Below are 25,950 nucleotides of genomic sequence, written 5' to 3'. Positions count from 1 at the left end.
CACGGGCAGTAAAATGATAGTTTTTCTAAAACGACTAATACACACCTCGACAATGGTAGGCCTCTGCCTGATTGTAATGTCCTGCGGTGGTGGTGAAAATACAAGTGACAATACGGATGAGAGTTCTCATTCAACTGCCGATAGTGCCTCAGATTTAACGCCTGCCGAAATGGCAATTAATGCCACAACTTTAAACCGCATCACTTTTTCGCCTGTAGCAAAAATTGGTGGACAAAACGTCAATTCTGCTTTGACCTACAATGCCGCTTTGCTAAATGCTACGGGTAACTTTAAGTACCCTCTCGCTGGCGACTTATTTACTGGCAATGTTACAGTTTCGGTAACGGCAGAAGATACCGATGGTATTAAACGTGTCCTACTTGGTTTCTCAGGTACAAGTGATGTTTTAGTGGTTTGTGAAGAAAATTGCGGAACTGCAGTTTCAACTATGGTTAATGGTATTAGCCCTCATTTATTTGGATGGCAGTCAGGAGAAAATAGTCTGCAACTTTGGGTTGAAGACGTCGCAGATAACTTACAACAAGTTGCAACAGTCAACATTAATTGGCAAAGCAAAGTCATTACTGGCGTTGCAGCAAGCATCGACGAAACTACAGACACGCTCAATGTCAATTGGGATGTCAATGCCAATGTCCTTCGATACAACGTGTATGTCACCACTGAATTTGGTTTAACAGGCCAAAATTACGTTGAACTAGAGGGCGGTGACGCCAAATTATCATTAACTACTAATTCTGCAAGCTTAACTGAAAAACCCATTGGAAATTCCTATTATATCTTAGTAACCGGAATCGACGGTACGGGTGAAAGTGCATACAGCAATACCTTGTTATTAGAAGGTGATGTCATCACCACAGCCCCAATTGCTGTGAATGACGCTTTTACCGTTGTTGAAGACGCCACATTAAATGGCAACTTTATGACGAATGATACCGTATTTGATGATGGTGTAATTTTGGCCAACACGATAGCGGTTAACAATCCTAGTAATGGCCAAGTCACCATCAACAGTGACGGTAGTTTTAGCTATGTACCTAATAACAACTTTACCGGTACAGATCTATTTACTTACGCCATTTTTAATGAAAACAACCAAACAAGTGAAGCATCGGTCACTATTACGGTTACTCCGGTAAATGACGCGCCAACGGCACTTGACGATAATATCATCATGACAAGTTTGCCTTTTACATCCTCTGAAAGTGGTGTGTTAGCCAATGATAACGACGTTGACGGTGACACTCTTACCGTTGCAATTGATTCAACAAACTTACCAGCCTTTGGTACCGTGCAGTTATTTTCAAACGGTACATTTGAATATACTCCTGCTGAAAACTTCGTTAATTATGACCGCTTTGGTTACACTATTACCGACCCTTCTGGCGCAACTAGCCAAGCAATTGTCGAAGTCACCACCCCAGATTTTAACGGTTACCCGCCGATTACGGTAAACGATCAGTTTCAGTTAAACGAAGACTCATTACTTGTTGTTAGTTCAGAAAATTCAATTACAAACAATGACTTTGATGAAGACACCGCGATGAGTGAAATTATTCTCACACTGATGCAAACTACTCAAAACGGTACTTTGCTACTCGCTTCCGACGGCACATTTAGTTACCAACCAAATCCCAACTTTTTTGGTTTAGATACTTTTCAGTATCAACTTGCTGATGAAAAAGATAATGCAACTTCTGCTACCGTAGAATTAACAGTTGTGGCGCAAAATGACATTCCAACAGCTTTAAACGACAGCTATAAACTAACCAATGATACGACATCGCAGGTGCATAGAAGTTTTGGTGTATTGGCAAATGACACCGACATTGACGGCGATAATATCAATGTTGATTTATCGAGTGTTACCCAGCCAAGTTTTGGCGAAGTGGTAATGGCGGAAAATGGGAGTTTTAGCTACACCGCCAATTCAGATTTTGTTGGGACAGACAGTTTTAGCTACCGCGTAAGTGACGGTAGTTTACTTAGTTCAATAACAACCGTTTCGATTAATGTCGTAGATGTAATCGCAACAACCGAAGATATAACGCCAATTGAAATCGCATTGGCGGACATTTCAGATCAACTACCAAACAACGCTACGTTGAATACCGTAAGTGCAAGTAACGGTACAGCAACCTTCAGTAACGGGGTTGTGCAATACATTCCAGAAATTGGTTTTGACGGCATCGACAACTTACTGTTAGTTTTTGATTTTGAAGATGGTGAATTTGAAGTTAATTTGCCGGTTCGTGTAAATCTTAGCAACCAAGCGCCACTCTTTATTTCCTCTGAACAAGTTACTTTGTCTGAAAACGCGACTATTAACAGCCTTGTCATCGCGGTATTAATCGAGGATGAAGACGTTGAAAATAGCACATTCACCCTAAGCGACGATTCAAATACGTTTGCTATTGATCAAAATTCAGGTCAAGTCACCTTAGTTGCACCAGTCAATTTTGAACAAATCTCAAGTTATCAAATTTCAGTTATTGCAGAAGATCCGCTGGGCGTAACTGCGAGTCAAAATATTACAGTTTCAATCATTGATGTGCCTGAAGCACCAATGATTACCAGTAACTCAGCGTTAACGATAGATGAACATTTAGCTGCTGGAACATTAATCTATTCCCCAATCGTTTTTGACGGTGACAACGAAACCGAATTTACCTTTACGTTAGCTAATGGTGGCGATGCATTTAGTATTGACCCAAATACCGGTGCTATTACCATCGACAACCAAGCCTCTGTTGATTTTGAAACGTCACCGACCTTTAATACCGTCATCACTGTGACTGACAGCACTTCGCTCAGTAACGACTTTGCATTTACAATTTCATTGCTTGATGTGAACGAAGCTCCATCAATATCAAGCCACACGCTGCTCATCGAAAGCCTTGTCGAATCATTTTCCGAACCGCAAGCAACGGCCTTTATTACGATTGAAGCAACAGAGCACGATCTATCGGATACCTTAACTTGGACGTTAACAGGCTCTTCTAACTTTGCAATCGACGCCCAAACTGGTGAAATAAGTATTATTGCCAATGCCGTGTTCGATTTTGAAACAACCCCACTTTATACCTTAAGTGTTACTGCTACTGACCAAGCCGGATTAAGCGACAGCTATGATATCCAAGTCAGTGTTGCAAACGCAAATGAACCGCCAATGATCACAAGCGATTCTGCCGTTAGCATTAATGAAAATATCAGTTCAGGCACACTTATTTATACGCCGTTCGTCACTGACGGTGACAACGAAACCGAATTTACCTTTGCGTTAGCTAATGGTGGCGATGCATTTAGTATTGACCCAAATACCGGTGCCATTACCATCGACAACCAAGCGTCTGTTGATTTTGAAACAACACCGACCTTTAATACCGTCATCACTGTAACTGACAGCTCTTCGCTCAGTAACGACTTTGCATTTACAATTTCATTGCTTGATGTGAACGAAGCTCCATCAATATCAAGCCACACGCTGCTAATCGAAAGCCTTGTCGAATCATTTTCCGAACCGCAAGCAACGGCCTTTATTACGATTGAAGCAACAGAGCACGATCTATCGGATACCTTAACTTGGACGTTAACAGGCTCTTCTAACTTTGCAATCGACGCCCAAACTGGTGAAATAAGTATTATTGCCAATGCCGTGTTCGATTTTGAAACAACCCCACTTTATACCTTAAGTGTTACTGCTACTGACCAAGCCGGATTAAGCGACAGCTATGATATCCAAGTCAGTGTTACAAACGAAAATGAACCGCCAATGATCACAAGCGATTCTACGGTTAGCATTAATGAAAATATCAGTTCAGGCACACTTATTTATACGCCGGTCGTCACTGACGGTGACAACGAAACCGAATTTACTTTTGCGTTAGCTAATGGTGGCGATGCATTTAGTATCGACCCAAATACCGGTGCTATTACCATCGACAACCAAGCGTCTGTTGATTTTGAAACGTCACCGTCATTTGATACCGTTATTACGGTTTCCGACGCGTCAAACCTCAGCACTGATTTTGATTTGGCCATCACGTTAGTAAACGTCAATGAAGCACCTGAAATCACCAGTCATACAATGTTAATCGATCCATTACTTGAGTCATTCTCGCCTGAATCTGCAACGTCCTTCATAACGTTTGATGCTCTAGACGTTGACGCGCCAGATACCTTAACTTGGACGTTAACCGGTTCGAGTCAGTTCTCTATCGACGCGCTAACTGGTGAAATAAGTATTATTGCCAATGCCGCGTTCGATTTTGAAACAACCCCACTTTATACCTTAAGTGTTACTGCTACTGACCAAGCCGGATTAAGCGACAGCTATGATATCCAAGTCAGTGTTACAAACGAAAATGAACCGCCAATGATCACAAGCGATTCTGCCGTTAGCATTAATGAAAATATCAGTTCAGGCACACTTATTTATACGCCGGTCGTCACTGACGGTGACAACGAAACCGAATTTACCTTTGCGTTAGCTAATGGTGGCGATGCATTTAGTATCGACCCAAATACCGGCGCTATTACCATCGACAATCAAGCCTCTGTTGATTTTGAAACGTCACCGTCATTTGATACCGTTATTACGGTTTCCGACGCGTCAAACCTCAGCACTGATTTTGATTTAGCCATTACGTTGGTAAACGTCAATGAAGCACCTGAAATCACAAGTCATACGATGTTAATCGATCCATTACTTGAGTCATTCTCGCCTGAATCTGCAACGTCCTTCATAACGTTTGATGCTCTAGACGTTGACGCGCCAGATACCTTAACTTGGACGTTAACAGGCTCATCTAGCTTTGCAATCGACGCCCAAACCGGTGAAATAAGTATTATTGCCAATGCCACGTTCGATTTTGAAACAACCCCGCTTTATTCACTAAATGTATCGGTAACGGACCTTGCGGGCTTAACCGACAGCTACGATCTTGATGTATCAATTACCAATGAGAACGAAGCTCCCATTGCTGTAGACGATGTAGCGAGCGTTGTAAATTATGACTCAGTTGAAATATACGCGTTAGAAAACGACTCGGATCCAGAAGAAGATGCACTTTCGATTGTAAACGCAAGTGCTGAGAATGGCTCTGTATCTATCGTTGAAGGGGCTTATCTAGTTTATATACCAAATGCCGATATAACGTCGGACATTGTCAGCTACACAGTGAGTGACGAGCAAGGTTTAGAGACTGTTGCACAAATCCAAGTGACTGTGACCCCGCTTTCTTTAGCGGGACAACATGACATCAATGGCGACCAAGTAGATGATATTGCTGTCACATATGATAGCGATAATGATGCATGGAGCTTTGCCATCGCAAATCATGTTGAGTCTGCTTTTGAGATTATTGACAACAAGCAGTACCCATTCGAATTAGAAAGTGACAACACGTCAATTTACACAACACTGTCTGATCAATCGGATCATAATTTTGGCATCGTCATAGATGAGATGCTTTATTACGTGACAATCCCGTTATTGGATACCATGGCCTCTTTGCAAATTGACTTTAACGGTACAGACTTAACGACGTTATTAACTGACGTAGACCTCTTAGGCGAATTCATCCTAAGTAAACCGACTTATTCGGGTAAAAATGCATTCCAACGAATTGCCGTTAATCCGCTTGAAGTCAGTGGTGCATCAATAACATTTGACGACACTTTTGGGGTTAAAACAGGTAGCTATACTTATGATAACGGTCAAGAAGAGTTTACTTGGGCGTTAAATGGAAATGATTTGTCAATCACTTTGACGAGCCCAAAAGTTGACGAAGAAACGGTAAGTATTGACGAACTTTTAGAATTAAATGCGATTGACCAAACAACCTATGACACTTATGTTGCCAACAATGGTTCGAGTGACGCTGAGGTTACGGTTTCGATAGAAACCACCAGCTTAACTTTGTCTCTGGTCAAAAACCGTGCACTTTACTTAGACGTCATCGAGAGCTTTGAGGCGATATACAATTTGCCGTCAGAACTTGGTAGCGGCAGTGTTCAAGTAAATGAAGAAGACAAATCATATCGCCTATATCGTCGTCCAACTATCGGTACTTATACATTTTCTAATTTATCCGGAAATGTTGTTTTACCTTTGTTTGACTTGTCGAAATCAGATTACGAACAAACAGCAATTAATGCATTTTTTGATGTAAATGGTTCCGGCTCATTAGTTGACCTGGGTCTCAATTTCAATTGGAGCATTAATGAATCGTCAGAATTGGAAGTCAATATTGAAAACGGCGATTCTTATACCTTCACTAAGGTAACCTTTGATGATAGCGCTTATGAAGTACTTATTAGTGGCACAACCTCAGATCAAACCCTTTCTGCAATTGGTTATATTGTAAAAGAGCAAGACTTATCGTCTTTAGATTTAACTAACTTGCTAACAAATAACGTATTGCTAGATGGTCGCAGTAACAGTCAGTTAGATAGTTTTGATGGCGACGGTCAATTACAAACTAAATACCTAAATGCGCATATCATCAGCAGTATAAGCGCACAAAATGCACCCGTTGGCATGGTTGAATCCACCGGAATTATGAGCTATTCCGATAGCAGTAGTGTCACTAACTGGGCTGCACAAATTGAGAATGACGCTCTGTATTTAGTGCAATATTTTGATACTGAACAAGGCCTGCAATATTGCGATCCGAAGAGCGACAGCGGTTGTTACGAAGTTCTTATTAACGAATTAAATGTTAAAGCCTACGACCCTGAAACTAATCGTTTGTGGGTCGTTGAATCTATGCAAGTTCTAGACTTTGACTCGATATTGCTAGAAGAACCAGCCCCAACTTATGATGTACTTGTTGAGTTTTTAACGTATTACACAATTTCACCAGCCGCCAATCCGGTAGACGATGCTCTTACGGTAAATGAAGAAGAATTTGCTGCAAATATAGATGTGTTAACTAATGATTTAGATAGTCAAAATGCGGCAACTGAAATGCAACTTGTCGGCGCGACTGCGTTTGCAGGCATGACATCTTTAGATATGTCTGGTCAACTTGATTATTCTACATCGCCAAACTTTAACGGCGAAGATATGATTCAATACGTCGTCCTAGATAGTTTAAACAACCTAGGTACAGCGAAAGTCGTGTTAACCGTAACCCCTGTTAACGATGAACCAAATGCCTATTCCGATATATTTACTTTAAATGAAGGTGACTCGATTGCCCTAAACCCATTAGCAAACGACGTTGATATTGACGGTGATACATTGACCATAGTGAGTTTTGAGGCAACAACAAACGGTACCTTGACTCAAAATGGCGATGGCACATTGCAATACACTCACAATGGATCAGAAACCACCACAGATTCAACCACTTACATTGCGACAGATGGCACTGTGAATGTTAGTTCAACAATAGATTTTGTTATTACCTTAACCAATGACACACCAGTTGCAGTAGATGATACAGCGAGCTTAAACGAAGCAAGCAGCACAACAATTAATGTTAAAGTTAACGACAGTGATGCAGAGAGTTCGCAAAATGATCTCATTGTTTCAATAAATCAGCACCCGACGTCGGGCACTGTTACCGTTAATGGTGATGGCACGATTACCTACGTACATAGCGGTGATGAAACGATTGCCGATAGTTTTATTTACGATTTAAGTGATGGCGAATTAAGCAGTAGCGCCAATGTCGATATTACAATTACGCCGGTCAATGATGCCCCAGTCGCGGTTGATGACGATGCAACAGTCGTAAATTACAGTACCCAAAACTTCGACGTATTAATAAATGACACCGATGCTGACGGCGATGCATTGACCGTATATTCTGCCACAGCTGTATCCGGTAATGTGGTTATCGAAACTGACAATACGTTAACCTATACGCCAATAGACAACGCAACAAGCGATACAATAAGTTATGTTATTTCAGATGGGCAACTGCAAAGCGAAGCGGCAACCGTCACCATCACTATCACTCCAAAACCATTAGTTGGTACTCTAGACATTGATGCAAACAACTCCGATGATATTGTTATTACCGATGTTGGTGAATCTAACGAGTGGCAAATTGCCGTGACCAATGTTGACCTACTTTTTGAGATTAAAAACAGTAGGTATTATCCGGTTGAATCCGAAATTGATGGTTCGTTTGATTTGTCATTGTCATACAGCAGCAGTGATACTCAATTTGGAGCCGTTCTTGGAGATGAGTTGCACATTGTAGATATGTATGACTTATCAGATTCTGCGAAAATTTCTGCGGATCGTGTTGGTACTAACTTACCTAATAACTTTGACCAACTGCCATTGTCATTTGAATTAGTACAAGCATTCCCTATAAGTAAAGATGGTTACGTACAGCAGAGTATTGGTGTTCACCCTCGTTTTTCTTCCGGTGATATCTATTACTTTGAACGACTAAACAACACAGGTAAAGTGATTGACCTAACGGGTGAGCAAGAATTTACTTGGACCGAAGCCGACGATGTAATCACTATTACTATGGTTAACCCAACTGAGTACCCTGAAGAAGTTACTGCAAGCAGTCTGTTGGATTACAATTTAATCACACAAACTGAATACGATAATTTTGTTGAGACGACAGAAGATGAGTATCAAACCTTTGCTATCACCGTGTCAACGACGTCCAAAGTCATCCAAATCACCGACAATGTTGAACTCTATTTTGATGTAGATATCGAGACTCAAACGCGCTATGTATTAGCACCGATGACTGACTTTGCTGGGGCTACGTATTATCAGTATGGCGATCCATCAAGTTCTCGTTTATATGATAAAACAACCGTTGGCACTTATGGTACAGCGGACTTATCGGACGAAACCTGGTACTTACCACGATTTGAAGAACTCAATAATGTCTTTAACCGCACTCATTATGCCAGCGACTTCTATAGCGACGGAGCAACGGGCTATATCGGTAATTTGTCAGCCGGTTTCGATTGGCAAATTGATAGTGACGGCGTAATTACTGTCCAGATAGATTTCGACCCTAACTTTGAAAACTATACGCTTACACCACTTAGCGAAAGTTCAGAGCATAGGGTTGTTCTTGTAGAAGCCACTAATACGATTGACGGTAACAGCTACGCGGCATTAAGTTACTTTGCGAAAGACAATACAGTTAGTACTTCTGACATTCTTAATTTTGTTAGCGACAAAAAGTTATTGAGCTCGTTTGTCACAGCAGCACCTGCTAGTTTTGACGAAAATGGCCAATTGCTTGCAGACGACTTATTCTCATTTAGGTTATTAAGTTCAGCAGCAATAGGAGCACCAGACGGAGAGAGCGAAGTCGTAAGAGATAGCGCGTATAAAAATGGTGACTCAATTAATCTTAACCAAACAGATTGGACATGGTCAGAATTCGAAGGTGAAATCAGCCTCAAAGGCTACTACGATGAATTCATAAGTAGTTATATATTTTGTGACCCTGAAGTTGATCAAACCTGTTTAATACTGCGCGAACGAACGTGGCAAGTTATCAATATAGATCTTGTCAACCGCACTTTGTGGGTGGTCGAATCTGAACAATTTATTGACTTATTACCATCTGAAAATGAAGGAATAGCGACCTATTATCAGCTTATTTCTCCGCGTATAAACCACTATCAAATTAACGATCCGCTTTATTTAACCGATGATACGGCGACTGCAATTGAAGAAGTGGCGCTAAATGATATCGATGTATTATCGAATGATCTAGACAGTAAAGGTAGCACTGGAAATCTGCGAATTATTGGTGTCAGCGCGGTGTATGGTGATGTTACAACCGATGGCACAACTATCGATTACACCCCAGCTGTCGACAATAATTACCAAGATACTGTGAGCTATATCGTTGCCGATGAATACAATCAATACGATAATGCTACGCTAACCATTGATATTACTCCTGTGAATGACGGGCCAAGTATTAACTCGACTCCGGACACATCAGCCACAGAAGCGATAACCTGGGATTATCAAATATCGGTAATTGATGTTGACGACTTTGATCAATCCACAGACTTTACATTTACGATAGTCCAAGGCCCTGCTGGCATGGCAGTAAACTCGTCAGGTTACGTAACGTGGACTCCTGGAGATAGTGTAACGACATCTGGTGAAGTAATCATTGAAGTTGCCGATGGCGGAGAAGACGGCGCGGCCCCTGTCACTCAGACCTTTACAATTACGGTTGAAGTAAACTCACTTCTTAATAACATCAGCTATACCGATAGTACAGTGCAAACCTGTCTTAACGGTCTTTACGACGGTTCGACGACTCGAATGTTGGATGTGAGTTATTTCAACTGTGACACAGTTACTACATTAGATGACTTAGCGTTATTTGATAACTTACAATCCTTGCAAATATCTAGTGCATCAGATTGGTCAGAACTCCCTAATTTAGATTTATCTGAATTTAGCGCATTTGACTCAATCGATATTCCGGACTGGAGCCTTCTCACAAGCAATTCAAACCTAACGACGCTAACGCTTTACAATGTTACGCTTGCAGATTGGTCATTTTTAACTGATCTAAATTTAAATTATTTAAATTTAGATTTTAGTAATTTAAATGACTTATCTGAAATTACTCACATGGCAAATTTGCAAACGCTTTTATTGACGTCAAACAATATTTCAGATTGGTCAGGAATGACTAACTTTTCGTTAACGCATTTTTCCGCAGCGGAAACAAGTTTTTCAGATTTGTCATTGTTAGCATCTATGACCCAAATGGAACACCTCAAACTTTACCAAACGGGGGTTTCTGATTGGAGTAGCTTAAATAATTTCAACTTGCAGACACTAGAAGTACAAAACACTAGCTTTTCAGATTTAAGCTTACTATCTAGTATGTCTAATTTAAATTATCTTAATATTTCTGACACTCCTACAACAGATTTTGTTGGACTATCAAATTTTCAACTTGTTAGCTTTTTCACAGCAAGTACATCGTTTGATGACAATGCAATGTCTTCACTTGCAAATAGTTCAAGTACGTTAATTGAACTTAATATCAACAACACTAGTGTGACCGACCTTTCACCATTACTAACATTCGTAAACCTACAGTCGTTGCACGCCGATATTGCAGGCACGAATCCAGCAGGAAATGCAGTTTTACTCACCCTATTCAATAACGGGGTCAGTATTCATGATGCTGAAGACAGTGACGAAAATTCAATTATGGACTTTTTAGAAGATCCGGACGGCGATGGCCTAATCAATTCCATTGACCCGGACGACGACAACGACGGTGTATTAGACGGCTCTGACGCTTATCCTTACGACGACACGTTGAGTGCGGCGGATGATTTTGCACCATTTGTTGAATACAGTGACTACCCGATGACAGCCGCCTTTACCAACACGGACGCATATTGGTTTGACCAATCAGACGAATTTACATCCGGTGGATCTGCACTGCGTTCTGGTGTCATAGGTGGTAATCAAATATCAGCGATAGAAACAACGGTAAACGGCAGTATCGACGGAGGCCTACTAACTTTCGATTGGAAAGTTTCCTCTGAAAGCGGTGTCGACTTATTAAGCTTATATGTTGACGGTGTTCTCATAACGTCAATCAGTGGCGAGCAAGATTGGACTCAATACCAATTTACGCTAACAGAAGGAACACATGATGTTGAATGGGTATATTCCAAAAATCACGGCGGCACCTATGGCGGCGATGATGCAGGTTGGTTAGATAACGTTAACGTTGTTGTTTACGATATTAATGACGCACCAATTATCAACGAAATGTCGATTAATTACGGCAGCATGAATGTCTTAGAGAACTCAACAAGTTTATTTACGGCAACCGCAACTGACGAAGAAGGTGATACCATAACTTTCTCATTGTCAGGAACAGATGCTGCTCTATTTACAATTGATAGTAATGCAGGAACGGTAAGCTTTACCAATGAACCTAACTATGAGGCCCCTGGTGATAGCAATGGTGACAATGTATACGAATTTAATATTGTAGTGACGGACGACAACGCTAATTCCGAGTCCTCTTCAGAACCGATTTCAATTTCCGTAGTTAATGCTCAAGAAGCGCCGGTCTTTACATCAACAGATACAATTTCTGTTTTTGAAAACGCGACCTTAGTTACTACTGTCGTAGCCGCAGACGATGACAGCGCAGATACGATTACTTATTACTTTAGTGAAAGCGGTGCTGATTCGGATAAATTCAACATAGACTCTACAACCGGTGTGCTTACATTTAACGAAGCGAAAGACTATGACATGCCGTCAGATTCTAATTATGATAATGTTTTTGAAGTTATTGTAATAGCTGAAGACAGCAGTGAGACTAACCTAAGTGCTACCCAAACTATACTTGTAACGCTGTTGAATCTAAATGAGCCACCGGTCATATCCAACCAGCAAACATTTGGTATCGCGGCTGAAAATCAATCCTCAATCGTCACTGTCGGTGCCTACGATCAAGATAGCAGCGACTCAATAACGTATAGCTTATCAGGGACAGATGCAGCCCTTCTCAGCATTAATAGCAGCACTGGTGTTGTAACTTTTAATACCCAACCAAACTTCGAAGCTGCGATAGACAATGGCGCTGATGGCATCTACGAATTTACCGTAACAGCCACCGACAGTGGCGATGGCAACTTATCTGACAGTATTTCTTTTGAATATTCCATAGCAAACGTTAATGAAGCTCCTGTGATTTCTACCACATCAAGCGGTGATGCCGATGAAAATCAATTAGTTGCTTTTGACGTCGATGCGACTGATGTTGACTCTGAAGATACACTGACTTATACCATCAGCGGTACTGATGCGGGATTATTAACGATTAACAGTTCAACAGGGCTAATAAGTTTTGCAAATGCACCTAATTTTGAAACACCAGTCGATTCTGGCGCAGATGGTATCTATGATTTTGTAGTTACTGTAACCGATTCAGGCAGTTTGCAGGACTCCGTTGCTATGGCCGTAACGTTAAATAACATTAACGAAGCGCCTGTTATTTCAACTAGCGATTTAATTTATCCCGATGAGAATCAACTCACCGTTGTTGATGTTGACGCCGACGATGATGACTCTAGCGATACACTAACTTATAGCCTTACAGGTACGGACGCTTCATTATTGTCGATAGACAGTGCAACAGGTGTTGTTAGCTTTAATACTTTGCCTGATTTTGAAACTGCAATTGATAATGGTGTTGATGGAACCTTCGAATTCTCAGTAACGGTAACTGACGATGGTACTGGCGCTCTATCTCATACAGTTGATTTTGTTGCCACTATTAATAATTTAAATGAGCCTGCCGTTTTCAATACGGCAAATAGCGTGACCGTTGATGAAAATGATTACACTATTATGACGGTTTCTGCGACAGACCCAGAATCCGATACAGTAACTTATGCAAAAGCTGCGGAAAGTTCGGACGGCGAATTTTTTGCAATCAATTCATCGACAGGCGAGCTAACATTCTCTTCGTTACCGAATTTTGAAGCACTAGATGACAGTGACGCAGACAATATATTTATCGTTGCCATTGAAGCGACTGAAGCTGGTTCTGGCTTAGTGACAACCCAGAACATCGCGGTGACATTAGAGGATGTGGTCGAAAATATCGAACTGGCATTGGACACAACCTTTAATAATACGGGTATTCAAAGCTTTAATACCTTTGCCGACAGTTACAGTGAATACTTAGTCGATGCCGTTCAAGACGCCTCTGGCAATCGTTATTTAGCGCTTCAATCATCTGATAACACAACCATTATTGTAAGTAAGTTGAATAGCAACGGTTATTACGACGTAAGCTTTGGCGTTAATGGTATTAAGTTCATAGACCCCAATAATTTGCAAGACTATAACGTAGAGATGTTTGAAGATTCACCTAATGCATTTACGGTGGCTGACATAAAAATTGATGACACTGGTAGAGTTTACCTTGCAGGTACTCAAGACGATGGTTCATATATTGACGCTATGGTGATACGTTTAGATGCCTCTGGTCAACTAGATAGTTCATTTAGTAGCGATGGCAAATACGTGCTATCAACCCCTTCTTCACCTTCTAAAGCCGTCGATGTGTTAGTACATTCGGCCGGTACTGAAATATATGCTCTTTCAGAAAGTAATGGCAACGAGATGGTTATCGAATCAATATTTACAGTCGACGGTAGCTATTCAAATGCAATTGCTGAAGATGAATATAGTTTTGAACCTGTTGTGCTTGGTGAAAATAGCAGTGGTAATATAATTGAAATTACCAATAACTTAACAAGCACTTCAATTGATGTCGTTGAGTATGATACGTCTTTGGTTAGTCTTGATTCGAAAAACATCAACTTAGCTGGCACAGCGTTAAGCTGTTTATTGTCATCAACTAACGATAAAGCGTACTCATTGATGCAACCCGATAGTAGCACTCTGTTAATTGGCGGTAGTACGAACTGTTTAAGCGGCGGTGGTGGTTCAAGTGAAGAAGATGCATTAATTGTAAGGCTGTCAGCTGACACTCTTAACTACGACACAAGTTTTGACGGTAACGGAATTGCAATGCGAGATATCGATGGCTCAGGAGACGACGACCCTGTCATTTCAATAAGCCAAGATAGCGCAGGTAATATTGCGTTTTTGACAAAAACCTCAATTGGCGGCGGTAATTCATTTGGCTTGACGATGAGTCAATACGAACCGACCGGCATCCTAAGTTCACTTAGTTCTATTTTAAGTGCTCTTGACCTCACCCAGACTTCTGGTTCTGTCTCCGGTGTGCATGCCGTAGTTTTACAGGACTTAACTGATGGGACAGATAAATTAACATTAATATCCTCACGTGAATTACCTGGCGAAACAATAGAATTAGAAACCTATCTAGTCGAGTACACCCCAGAGGTAGATACAGACCTGTCACTGAAAATAGATGAGACCAGTTTTGTTTATGACTTTAGTCCGGTCAGTACGCAAAATATTGCTAGTGCATTGTTGACTAGCGGTGGCGACATCTTTACGACATCGACTCGTTTCAATAGTGGCTCCGGATCAAGTTATCAAGGCTTTAGTTTACACCAACATTATCTGTCTAATGGTTTACAAAACCAGAGCTTAATAGGTAACCGCTATTTGGGGGTAATTCACCATGATGGCAGTGACGATGATTATTATGCGGAACTTTCAGGCGGCATCATTGAGTTAAGCGATGGAAGTTTAGCGGTTATCAAAGCGATAATTGATGATTCAAGTGAAGTGTATTCTGTTTCGATTGAAAGAACGAATATGTCTGGTACGGTTTTAAATTCAATTGAAACCTCAACAACTACCGGTTTAGTTGACTTCGGTATTATTGAGTCAGTTCATAGTAACTACAATCCAAATACAGAAGAAATAATCATTTACGGTAAAGTCATAGACAGCGTCTCTGAATCCCAAGACTCTTACATTGTTAAGTATGATGTGTCTGACCCTACGATGATATCAGAAGTATATAGTTCGGTATTTGACGTATTTGAGGTTGATGAGGACGACTACCTAACAGCCGCTATAATCTTAGATGACGATGATGCTGATGGCATGGGTGATGTCATTGCTGTAGGCACAGCGTATTACTACAGTAGTGAAAGTCAGTTAGATGCCTTTGCCATTAACGTTCAGCAAGATGGGACACTTTTAACCACATTTGACGGGGACGAAGATAATAACCATGCCCTAGAGCTATATATGACGAACAGCAACGGCTTTGAAACAAGAACGATGGTTAAGCTAAGTGATGACTCTCTCGTTCTTGCTGCCAATGATGACTATTATAATGAAGCTTATTTGGTAAAACTCACGCATAGTGGAGGCGGTATTTATCAAGTAGATATTACCTTCGATACTTATATAGAAGAGGGTGAGAGCGCAGACTATGATGATTACCTTCTTTTAAAACCTTTGAGCAATATTGGATCAGGCGCACCACTAAATTACTTCATTAATGATATGGCTGTTGACGACCTTGATAATATTTATATTGTAGGGTCTGTTGATGCCTATGATGTATATGGCTTTGTTGCTAAAATGTCTGGCTACACGGGTGCTTATGATAATCTATTTGGTGGTTTGAATTACCCTGGTTTCTTTATTCCTGCTGGCCGAGCCGCTTGTGACTATGCTGGTTTACCAACAACGGAAATAGATATTTGTGATGTATTCACCTTCGAAAAAATACAAATCGACAACTATATCGATGGTTCTTTAATAATCCACGGCCTAACAAATGGGCTAGAAGGACAAACTAATACGACCATTATGAAGTTTAACGAAATCGTCGATGACTCTCCCCTAGCCTATGACTTATTTGAGCCAGGAGCTTAATCTCTATATGAAAGTAACATTTTACGGAACACGGGGCTCCTGCCCAACGCCTGGCAAAAGCACTCTTAAATACGGTGGCAATACCGCCTGTGTTTTAGTTGAATCGGAAGATGGTCGAAAACTTATTCTAGATGCCGGTACCGGTATTAGAGTACTGGGTGATGAAATGGTGAAAAATCACGACGACATTTATTTGTTGCTGTCACACAATCATCATGACCATATCCAAGGCTTTCCTTTTTTTAAGCCTCTTTATCAGGCTGGGCGAAATATTTATATCTATCCAGCAAAGACCAATCCAAACCAACCTCGTGCCGCAATAGAGCAAATGAATGGTAGCTACTTCCCTCTCGAAGAACACGAATTAAAAGCAAATTTTGAATTCAAAGATACATCGTGGGAACAACAACCAGTAACCATAAACGGCTTTCGTGTTCACCGTCGAGAAATTAATCACCCAAATGGTGGTGCTGCCTATATCGTCGAACATGGCTCTAAGCGGGTTGCTTATGTTACTGACAACGAATTAAATCCCCCCAATAAGATGGCGACATCCGCATATGAATGGAAAGAGTTTCTATTAGGTGTAGACTTAGTTATCCACGATGGTCAATACATCGAAAAAGATATGCCACTTAAACATGGCTGGGGTCACTCACTAATTTCCGAAGTCGTCGATTTAGCAAAATGTGCGAATATTAAAATGCTCGCGTTTTATAGTCATGATCCGGATAGAACCGATGATGAAATTGATCAATGGCAACAAAAAATAGACAATATGAAGCTTGATAATGACATTTTTTTTGCAAAAGAAGGTCAATGTATCGAGCTTTAAACAAACAGCAATAAGTAAATTAGTAGTTTAACTCTAGAAATATCACTATAATTTAGCCTGTAACAACAAAATAGCTTCAAAAGCTTTTGGGAATTGAGAACTTAATGAGTACTGACTTTAGTCAATCGGCATTAGACCATCTAATTAATATTGGTGTTGAGCTCTCAACAGAGCAAGATACAACCAAGCTATTAGAACACATATTAGTTAGCGCTAAAGAGTTGTCTAATGCAGATGGTGGTACCATTTATTCAATTACAGAACAAAAGACCCTAAAATTTGAAACCCTAATGAATGACACATTAGGTATGTATATGGGCGGTACATCAGGGACTAATATCCCATTTCCTGACATTCCGATGTATATCGATGGTGAACCAAATCACAATGCTCTTGTTGCCTATGCTGTAGTTTCCGACACCGTTATTAATATTGAAGACGCCTACAATACGGGCGACTACGATATGAGTGGCGCACGTAACATGGATGAAAAAACGGGTTACCGAACAAAATCGGTCCTAACTATTCCTATGAAAAATCATGAGCAGGAAATGATTGGAGTAATCCAATTAATTAATGCTCAAGATGGCGACAATATCATTGGTTTCGAACCGCACTTAGAACACATCATTCGATCGCTTGTGTCAATGGCGGCAGTCGCGCTTACCAACAGACAGTTAATCGATGGCATGGAAGAGCTTTTCCAATCTTTAACACGCCTAATAGCCCGCGCGATCGATGAAAAATCCCCATATACTGGCGGACACTGTAACCGTGTACCTGAACTTACGATGATGGTTGCAGAAGGTGTTTGCCGACAAAACGTTGGGCCGCTTGCTGATTTCTATTTAGATGAAAAAGACAAATACGAATTATCAGTTGCCGGTTGGTTGCACGACTGCGGAAAGATTGCGACCCCAGAATATGTAATGGATAAAGCCACAAAGCTAGAAACTATTTACGACAGGATCGGTCTAGTTGAATGCCGTATTGAACTGGCGAAAAACGAAATACTCGTCGCCCATCAAGCTAAAATCATCGACGGTTTAAAAAATGGTCTGGATGTTACCGAACTAGAACAAAATCTACCTGCCATACTGAGCGAACTAGACGACGACAGAGAGTTTTTATGTAAAGCCAATATCGGTGGCGAATTTATGCGCCCTGACGACCAACAACGGGTGAGTGATATTGCAGCGAAACATACCGTGACCATAGGTGGTGTTCGCCAGCCCTTGTTAACTGAAAACGAGATTTATAACCTTGCTATCGCAAAGGGTACATTGACACCTGAAGAACGTGAAATCATTAACAATCATATGGTCGTCACCATCGACATGCTAGAGTCTCTGCCCTTCCCTAAACATCTTCGCAATGTCACCGAGTATGCGGCTGGCCATCACGAAAAAATGGACGGTACGGGTTACCCAAGAAAGCTCAAGCGAGACGAAATGTCGGTCCCTGCCAGAATGATGGCTATCGCTGATATTTTTGAAGCATTAACTGCGGCAGATAGACCCTATAAAGAACCTAAAAAGCTTAGCGAGTGTTTGCGTATTATGGGCTTTATGAAACTAGACCAACATATTGACCCAGATTTATTTGATGCGTTTGTCGACCAGGAAGTCTATTTAGACTATGCATACCAGTTCATTAGTAAAGAACAGATAGATGAAGTTGATGTGACAAAGATCCCAGGTTATGTCTTACCAAAAGACCGAGAATATAGTTAAGCCCGTAGCGATTTTTTAATCGTTAAGATACTTTTAATAAATACCTCTAGTTCCTAAAACGTACTTTCCCTCTCAAGACTCACACTATTCAGATTTTGGATCCCGCGCTAATAAAGCCATAGCAGCCTGAGCGGCAGGTTTGTCTTCGTATAACACTTGAAAAATTTGCTCAGTGATAGGCATTTCAACATTATTACGTTTGGCTAGCATATACACTTCTTTGGTATTTCTATAACCTTCAACAACCTGACCAATTTCAGTCATGGCATCATCAACACTTTTTCCTTCACCTAAAGCCAAGCCAAAGCGACGATTACGTGATTGGTTATCGGTACAAGTCAAGACCAAGTCGCCAAGGCCAGCCATCCCCATAAAGGACTTTGACTCAGCGCCTAACGCGACGCCTAAACGCATCATCTCCGCTAATCCGCGGGTAATTAATGCGGTACGTGCATTTGCGCCAAAACCAATACCATCGGCCATTCCAGCACCAATAGCGATAACATTTTTCACCGCTCCGCCTAGCTGAACCGCGGTAAAGTCAGCATTGATATACACCCGAAACTTACGTTCACAATGTAAATAGTCGCTGAGTTTTTGACAAAACTCTTGATCTTCAGATGACAAAGAAATTGCTGTTGGTAAACCTGCAACCATTTCTTTTGCAAAGGTAGGGCCGGATAAAACAGCAAGTGACGGTTCACTTCCTAACACATCTCGAGCAACGTCTTGTAAAAGTCGACCCGACTCTGGGTCTAACCCTTTGGTAGCCCAACAAATTTTGGCATTCGAAGGTAACCAAGGTTTTATCTGAATTAATAAATCTGAGAATACATGACTCGGCACGACAACAAGATGAATGTCAGCCTGTTTAACCGCTAATTCGAGATCATCGGTAACATCTAACGATTCAGGAAAAGTTGCACCAGGTAAATACTTTGCGTTTTCCCGCGAGTTTTGCATTTGTTCAATTTGAGTTTTATCCCTACCCCACATGATCACATCGTGACCATTGCGAGCAAAACAAAATGCTAGGGCCGTTCCATAAGAACCGGCGCCTAACACTGCAATTTTATATCGTTTAGCAGCTGTCATCATATTCCCAGACTTAAATCCAACGAAGCAATTACGCGTCTAGTTTTTGACCTTCGCCAGCCGCTTCAGCAGTCGCTTTAGCTTGTGCTTGCTGTACATATTGAGCAAATAACGCATCAAAGTTTACTGGTGCTAAGTTTAGCGCAGGGAAAGTACCGCGATTAACTAAGTTAGAAACTGTTTCACGAGCATAAGGGAAAAGTGTATTTGGGCAGAACGCGCCTAACATGTGTGCAGTTTGTGCTTCTGGCATGTTACCGATAACAAAAACACCAGCTTGCTGTACTTCACATAAAAATGCAGTTTGACCTTCAACAGTCGCGGTTACGGTAACAGATAATGTTACTTCAAAAACACCTTCTTCAATTTTAACGCTACGGTTATCAAGATCTAATTTTACGTCTGGCTTCCACTCTTTAGTGAAGATAGCTGGTGAGTTAGGTGTTTCAAACGACAAATCTTTAACATAGATACGTTGAATCGAAAATTGTGGTGCAGCTTGATCTGCAGCAGGTGCTTGGTTTTCTTCAGCCATGGTTTATTCCAGTAATTATTTTATTAAAAGATTGTCGAGTTTGTTTGCTCGCTCTAACGCCATCAAATCGTCACAACCACCGACATGGTAATCGCCGATGAAGATTTGAGGCACGGTATACCCACCTTTTGCACGTTCAATCATTGGCGTGCGAAGCTCTGGGTTTTGATCTATTTTTATTTCATTAAATTCAACGTTCTTCGCTTTTAACAAAGCTAAAGCTCGAGAACAAAACGGGCAATACGCCTTCGTATAAATGTCAATTTGAGCCATTAATTCGATTTCACTATTTTTTCTTAACGACAGGTAAATTAGCGCCTGTCCAAGTTTGCATGCCGCCCTGTAAAACAGTGACTTGCTCAAATCCAGCTTTGCTAAGCAAACGTGCTGCACTTTTTGCAGAAACCCCAGCATTACATACTACAACTATGGGGTCCGACTTACGTTTTTCAAGAGAACCAAATTGCTCTGAAGTAATTTTGTCCAACGTTAAGTTAAGCGCATCAGTGATATGACCCTTTGCAAAGTCTGCCTGTGGGCGAACATCCACCACTACGCCATTTGAACGATTTACCATCATAGTTAAGTCTTGTGTACCAATCACTTTGATTGGTGACATTGCGCCACTCACAAAACTAGACACCAACATGACAAATAAAATTGCCCAGGCCATTGTCATCATATAATGGTTACCGAGAAATTCGATAAATTGTGTCATTGTACCCATCCATTTATTTCAAAAGTCGCGCGATTATACCTATTTCAAAGCAAGAAACCAAAAGCTTATAGAATGAAAGTTATATTTCATTTTGCTCCACCCTATCAGGTTCATACTTTTCATAACCGCAAATTACAATTTGTTATAAAAACTTAATTAAAAACAGGTTAGAATAAAGGCACTAAAAAATGAATTCAGCCTAAAAGTGAAGCTCCTATGTCAAATAAAAAACCTTTCGTTTTAGTGATTATGGATGGTTGGGGATATCGTGAAGATACCACTAATAACGCCATTGCTAATGCCAATACTCCTATTTTAGACGCACTATGGAAAAACAAACCTAGCACGTTAATTTCTGGCAGCGGTTTAGATGTTGGTTTACCTGACGGTCAAATGGGTAACTCTGAAGTTGGCCACGTTAACCTAGGCGCTGGACGTATTGTTTATCAAGACTTCACCAAGATCACAAAGGCAATAGACGACGGCACATTTAATGAAAACCCAGCGCTAGTTGCTGCCGTTGATAAAGCCGTCGCTAATGACAAAGCTGTACATGTTATGGGTTTGATGTCACCAGGTGGGGTTCACAGCCATGATGACCATATTTTAGCAATGGTTAAACTTGCCGAGCAGAAAGGTTGTAATAAAGTTTATGTCCATGCATTCTTAGATGGTCGTGATACGCCACCACGAAGTGCTGAAAATGCATTAGCCAAATTTGAAGCTCATTTTGCTCAATCTGGTCAAGGTAAAGTCGCGTCACTAATTGGTCGTTATTATGCAATGGACCGCGACAATCGTTGGGATCGAGTTGAAGCGGCCTATAATTTATTGACACTAGGTGATGGTGAATTTACAGCTTCAACGGCAGTCGAAGGCCTTAAAGCCGCCTACGAACGTAATGAAAACGACGAGTTTGTTAAGCCGACCATTATTGGTACAGCAGCGCCAATAAGTGATGGCGACTCTGTAGTATTTATGAACTTCCGAGCCGACCGCGCACGTGAAATCACACGAACATTCACTGAAAAAGAATTTACAGGTTTTAATCGTACTGCCATTCCTAATCTTGCAGACTTTGTGACATTAACGCAATTTGCTGCTGATATTGACGCCAACGTTGCCTTTCCAAAGGTTGAGTTGACTAATGTTATGGGTGAATGGTTTGAAAAACACGATAAAACACAGTTGCGCATTTCGGAAACTGAAAAGTTTGCCCACGTGACGTTTTTCTTCTCTGGTGGTCGCGAAGATTTATATGTTGGTGAAAAACGCGAACTTATTCCTTCGCCGCAGGTTGCTACTTATGACTTACAACCAGAGATGAACTCTGAGTTATTGACGGACAAACTTGTCGCAGCTATCAAATCTCAAGAGTTTGACTTCATCGTTGTTAACTATCCAAATGGCGATATGGTTGGTCATACGGGTGTGTACGAAGCCGCTGTTAAAGCGTGTGAAGCGGTTGACCACTGTATTGGTCGTGTGGTTGATGCTCTAGAATCTGTCGGTGGTGAATGTCTTATCACTGCTGACCACGGCAATGCTGAATTGATGACTAATGCAACAACTGGTCAAGCCCATACTGCACATACTAGTGAGCCAGTACCCTTCATTTATGTTGGTCGAGATGCGCAAGTTGTGCCTAACGGTAAATTAAGCGACGTTGCGCCAACGATTCTTAAATTAATGGGCATGGAACAACCTGCAGAAATGACAGGCAAACCGCTCATGTTGGTTGACTAAATCATCACCTAACACATTGTTAGTTGATTAATTTCCAACAAATTGATTAGATAGGGGCTTATTGCCCCTTTTTATTTTTGTGGACTGCACAGTTAATATGACATCGTTCAAAAATGTTGCCTTTGGTTGGATGATTTGCGTATTTTCGCTATTGTACTTCGCATTACCTGCGTATGCCGAAGATGCCGTGAGCAAAGAAACCGCACGGTTAAAACTTGTACAGGACAATATCAAGCAACAGCGTTTACTGCTTGAACAACAAATTAAAAAAGAATCCAATATTGAAACTCAGTTTCAAGCCGCCGAACTCAAAGTTGCAGAACTTGCACTTAATCTTGCGCAAACCGAACGACAAATCTCTGCAACACAAACTAAAATAAGAAACCTAGACAAAGAACAATCTGAACTACTAAAACAGAAAAAATTGCAGCAAAAAGTACTCGGTGAGCTAATTAAAACAGCTTACTTAAGTGGTAAACATGACTACACTAAGCTACTTCTTAATCAGGACGATCCGGCACAATTGGAACGCCTTATTACTTACTACCGTAAAATTAATGACGCACGGGTTGCACAACTTGACGAAATTCAAGCCGTATTTACACGACTGACCGAAGTTGAAGAACAACTTATTGCCCAAAAAGAACAACTTGCCATTAGTAAAGCAGATCAATTAAACGACAAAAAACAACTTCTCAGTTCCCAAATGGAACGTAAAGCAGCGTTAAACAAACTGCGCTCAAATATTAAAACCGACAAACAAAAACTCGAACAATTACAACTCGACCAAGAGCGACTCACAAACGCGATTGCCCGCGCCAAAAGAAATGCAGAACGCGATCCTGAAAACTTAATCGGTTTGTATAATTTGAAACGCAAACTCAAATGGCCAACTCGCGGTCGTTTAGTTCGTAAGTTTGGTCAACGTAGAAGCGGTGCATTGCGTTGGAAAGGCGTTGTTATTGACGGTAATTTAGGCAATAGAGTCAATGTAATCGCAGACGGTATTGTTCTATACGCAGACTGGTTAAAGGGTTTTGGTTGGGTAGCTGTTGTAGACCACGGTAAAGGCTATATGAGTTTATACGGGCATAACCAAGCCCTGTTAAAACAAGCCGGTGACTATGTTGAACAAAATGAACCCATCGCACTTGTCGGTCAAAGTGGCGGCCAGCAATCCGCTGGACTATATTTTGAGATTCGTTACAAGGGCGAAACCGTAAATCCTGCTCGCTGGTGTCGTTAATGCCGCCACTATTGTTAAATTAACTAATAATCTCATCTAGATGGTTGTTGAGGTGCATGATATGCGCCATTTCAAATTCACGTTTAGTTAATGCACCATACGCAAAATGCGGGGCTAATTGGCCTTGATATTGATCAAAAGCGACTAATGTATTTCTAAGATACGTCAGCGCAACTTGCGCACTTTTATGCTTTGCTATTTTGGGTGCTCCAGGAATTGGCTCACTAAGGCTATGCGTCATTTGACCTTTATGCTCAAAAGCGGAAAAAGCCAGCTTACCTATTGTTTCTTTAAACACTCTCGACTTGTGAACTGGAAATTTTGTCATTGAATACTCGACACTCTGAGCACAATGCATAAATATTTGATACGGTTCCCAGACCCCGCTCGAACTCAACTCTTGTCTCGACAAACGGTCTATAACCGTAAGTGCATATTCAGTTGTAAGTTTGTCCTTACTTACCTTGTTAATAAATAAATTTAAGCCTACGATACCTGAAATGGCAATTCCTGAAGTGACGATTGAGCCTTTAATAAATTGCCGACGATTCATGTGACTTCCTTCAAAATTAAAATACGAACACCGTTTATGGGAGTGTATTACAGTTTCACTCAAGTTCATTGATAAGTTTATACGTGGAGTTGCCCTCGCTAAAGCCTGAACCGCTTAAATCGATCAATAGTCGGCTTTTGATCCAGAAAAAACATTCAATATAATTGCCGTAAAAGAGTGCAACCAATTGCCGCTCGGTTATAATAATTGTCAATTAAGAATAACGATTGATTCGTTATCAAAAATAATAAAACACAATAATAAGAGTCGTACGCTAACTTGAACCAAATTACGTGTTGGTTCGTCTTGATCTTGAGCTTTGTTTTTTCTACAGCTCATGCTGGCCAGGTGGCCATTGTCATTGACGATATAGGATATAAACAGAGCGACAGAAAACTGCTTGAATTAAGCGGACAGCTTACGTATGCCGTTTTGCCACACACCCCACTTGGTTATGCCTACGCCAAACACGCCAGTAATAATCATCGCGACGTCATTATTCACTTACCCATGCAAGCCAATACTCACAATGAGTTGCTTGGACCAGGAGCTTTGACTCAATCAATGTCAAAACAGCTTTATCAACGAACACTGTTGGCGGCTCTTGAAGATATTCCATTTGCTGTTGGAGTCAATAACCACATGGGGAGTTTGTTAACTCAACAGGAAAAACCTATGGGTTGGACCATGGAATTATTACGTCAACACAATATGTTTTTTTTGGATAGCAAAACCACTAAATACAGCAAAATTGAGAAAGTCGCAAAAGAGTACGGTGTGTCGTCTCTAAACAGAAATATATTTTTGGATCATCACCGTAATAAAATTGCCATTGAACGGCAGTTTAATAAATTAATAAAAATCGCTAAACAACACGGTTCAGCAATTGCCATTGGGCACCCTTACCCAGAGACGTATCAAGTACTAAAAAGTCAACTTAAACGATTGGAGAAGGAAGGGATAGAATTGGTGCCGCTTTCGACATTACTAAAACCGACAACAGTTCCTGTGTTTTTGGTTAAAGATGACGAAGCTGACATATTAAAAGCCCCTGCCCTTGCAACCAAAGACGCAACACACTAATTCACAATAAAAAGTTTAATTAGTGCGCCGATCCCATAAAAGA

At 40.9% G+C, this 25,950-nt stretch carries 11 protein-coding genes; 6 read left to right on the top strand and 5 right to left on the bottom strand.

Annotated features, from left to right (window positions below):
* Window positions 1–13: 13 nt before the first annotated feature.
* The 3 genes from Q4575_RS02360 (at window position 14) to Q4575_RS02350 (ending at window position 18,931) form a co-directional block, all read left to right on the top strand.
* Complete coding sequence (locus tag Q4575_RS02360) at window positions 14–16,363, top strand: Ig-like domain-containing protein (protein WP_303521217.1); 16,350 nt, start codon at window positions 14–16, stop codon at window positions 16,361–16,363.
* A gap of 7 nt (window positions 16,364–16,370) precedes the next feature.
* A complete protein-coding gene (locus Q4575_RS02355; RefSeq protein ID WP_215963335.1) occupies window positions 16,371–17,198 on the top strand; it encodes an MBL fold metallo-hydrolase in 828 nt (275 codons plus the stop codon).
* 104 nt (window positions 17,199–17,302) lie between these two features.
* Window positions 17,303–18,931, top strand: coding sequence for an HD domain-containing phosphohydrolase (locus Q4575_RS02350; RefSeq protein WP_303521215.1), 1,629 nt, complete (start codon window positions 17,303–17,305; stop codon window positions 18,929–18,931).
* A gap of 84 nt (window positions 18,932–19,015) precedes the next feature.
* On the opposite strand, the gene gpsA is transcribed toward Q4575_RS02350, so the two are convergent.
* The 4 genes from gpsA to Q4575_RS02330 are packed head-to-tail and all read right to left on the bottom strand — an operon-like array spanning window position 19,016 to window position 21,279.
* Entirely contained in the window at window positions 19,016–20,026 is a 1,011-nt protein-coding gene (gene gpsA / locus Q4575_RS02345; protein WP_215963444.1) for an NAD(P)H-dependent glycerol-3-phosphate dehydrogenase, read from the bottom strand.
* A 31-nt stretch (window positions 20,027–20,057) separates the two neighbouring features.
* Window positions 20,058–20,561: a protein-export chaperone SecB gene (secB, locus tag Q4575_RS02340; protein ID WP_215963333.1), complete on the bottom strand. Its 504-nt coding sequence runs from the start codon at window positions 20,559–20,561 to the stop codon at window positions 20,058–20,060.
* A 15-nt stretch (window positions 20,562–20,576) separates the two neighbouring features.
* A complete protein-coding gene (gene grxC, locus Q4575_RS02335) occupies window positions 20,577–20,834 on the bottom strand; it encodes a glutaredoxin 3 (protein ID WP_215963332.1) in 258 nt (85 codons plus the stop codon).
* A gap of 13 nt (window positions 20,835–20,847) precedes the next feature.
* Window positions 20,848–21,279: a rhodanese-like domain-containing protein gene (locus Q4575_RS02330; protein ID WP_215963331.1), complete on the bottom strand. Its 432-nt coding sequence runs from the start codon at window positions 21,277–21,279 to the stop codon at window positions 20,848–20,850.
* Between the two features lie 216 nt (window positions 21,280–21,495).
* Between Q4575_RS02330 and gpmM the strand changes: the two genes are divergently transcribed.
* Entirely contained in the window at window positions 21,496–23,025 is a 1,530-nt protein-coding gene (gpmM, locus tag Q4575_RS02325) for a 2,3-bisphosphoglycerate-independent phosphoglycerate mutase (RefSeq protein ID WP_303521210.1), read from the top strand.
* A 97-nt stretch (window positions 23,026–23,122) separates the two neighbouring features.
* Window positions 23,123–24,271 carry a murein hydrolase activator EnvC gene (locus tag Q4575_RS02320; RefSeq protein WP_272180895.1) on the top strand — a complete coding sequence of 383 codons (1,149 nt, stop codon included), beginning with the start codon at window positions 23,123–23,125 and terminating at the stop codon, window positions 24,269–24,271.
* A gap of 19 nt (window positions 24,272–24,290) precedes the next feature.
* On the opposite strand, the gene Q4575_RS02315 is transcribed toward Q4575_RS02320, so the two are convergent.
* Window positions 24,291–24,824 carry a DUF1569 domain-containing protein gene (locus Q4575_RS02315; protein WP_303521209.1) on the bottom strand — a complete coding sequence of 178 codons (534 nt, stop codon included), beginning with the start codon at window positions 24,822–24,824 and terminating at the stop codon, window positions 24,291–24,293.
* A 279-nt stretch (window positions 24,825–25,103) separates the two neighbouring features.
* Here Q4575_RS02315 and Q4575_RS02310 point away from each other — a divergent pair, with 279 nt between their 5' ends.
* Window positions 25,104–25,907, top strand: a complete 804-nt coding sequence (locus Q4575_RS02310; protein WP_252738701.1) for a divergent polysaccharide deacetylase family protein — start codon at window positions 25,104–25,106, stop codon at window positions 25,905–25,907.
* Window positions 25,908–25,950 lie beyond the last annotated feature (43 nt).

Origin of the sequence: Psychrosphaera sp. 1_MG-2023 (assembly GCF_030548245.1) — a bacterium.
GTDB classification, from domain to species: Bacteria; Pseudomonadota; Gammaproteobacteria; order Enterobacterales; family Alteromonadaceae; genus Psychrosphaera; species Psychrosphaera algicola.
This window is presented reverse-complemented; position numbering and strand designations above follow the sequence as displayed.

What these genes read in the sequence shown, in the direction of transcription:
- gpsA (WP_215963444.1), bottom strand. Translation starts at nt 20,026, where the DNA reads ATGACAGCTGCTAAACGATATAAAATTGCAGTGTTAGGCGCCGGTTCT.
- Q4575_RS02350 (WP_303521215.1), top strand. Translation starts at nt 17,303, where the DNA reads ATGAGTACTGACTTTAGTCAATCGGCATTAGACCATCTAATTAATATT.
- secB (WP_215963333.1), bottom strand. Translation starts at nt 20,561, where the DNA reads ATGGCTGAAGAAAACCAAGCACCTGCTGCAGATCAAGCTGCACCACAA.
- Q4575_RS02315 (WP_303521209.1), bottom strand. Translation starts at nt 24,824, where the DNA reads ATGAATCGTCGGCAATTTATTAAAGGCTCAATCGTCACTTCAGGAATT.
- Q4575_RS02355 (WP_215963335.1), top strand. Translation starts at nt 16,371, where the DNA reads ATGAAAGTAACATTTTACGGAACACGGGGCTCCTGCCCAACGCCTGGC.
- gpmM (WP_303521210.1), top strand. Translation starts at nt 21,496, where the DNA reads ATGTCAAATAAAAAACCTTTCGTTTTAGTGATTATGGATGGTTGGGGA.
- Q4575_RS02360 (WP_303521217.1), top strand. Translation starts at nt 14, where the DNA reads ATGATAGTTTTTCTAAAACGACTAATACACACCTCGACAATGGTAGGC.
- grxC (WP_215963332.1), bottom strand. Translation starts at nt 20,834, where the DNA reads ATGGCTCAAATTGACATTTATACGAAGGCGTATTGCCCGTTTTGTTCT.
- Q4575_RS02330 (WP_215963331.1), bottom strand. Translation starts at nt 21,279, where the DNA reads ATGACACAATTTATCGAATTTCTCGGTAACCATTATATGATGACAATG.
- Q4575_RS02320 (WP_272180895.1), top strand. Translation starts at nt 23,123, where the DNA reads ATGACATCGTTCAAAAATGTTGCCTTTGGTTGGATGATTTGCGTATTT.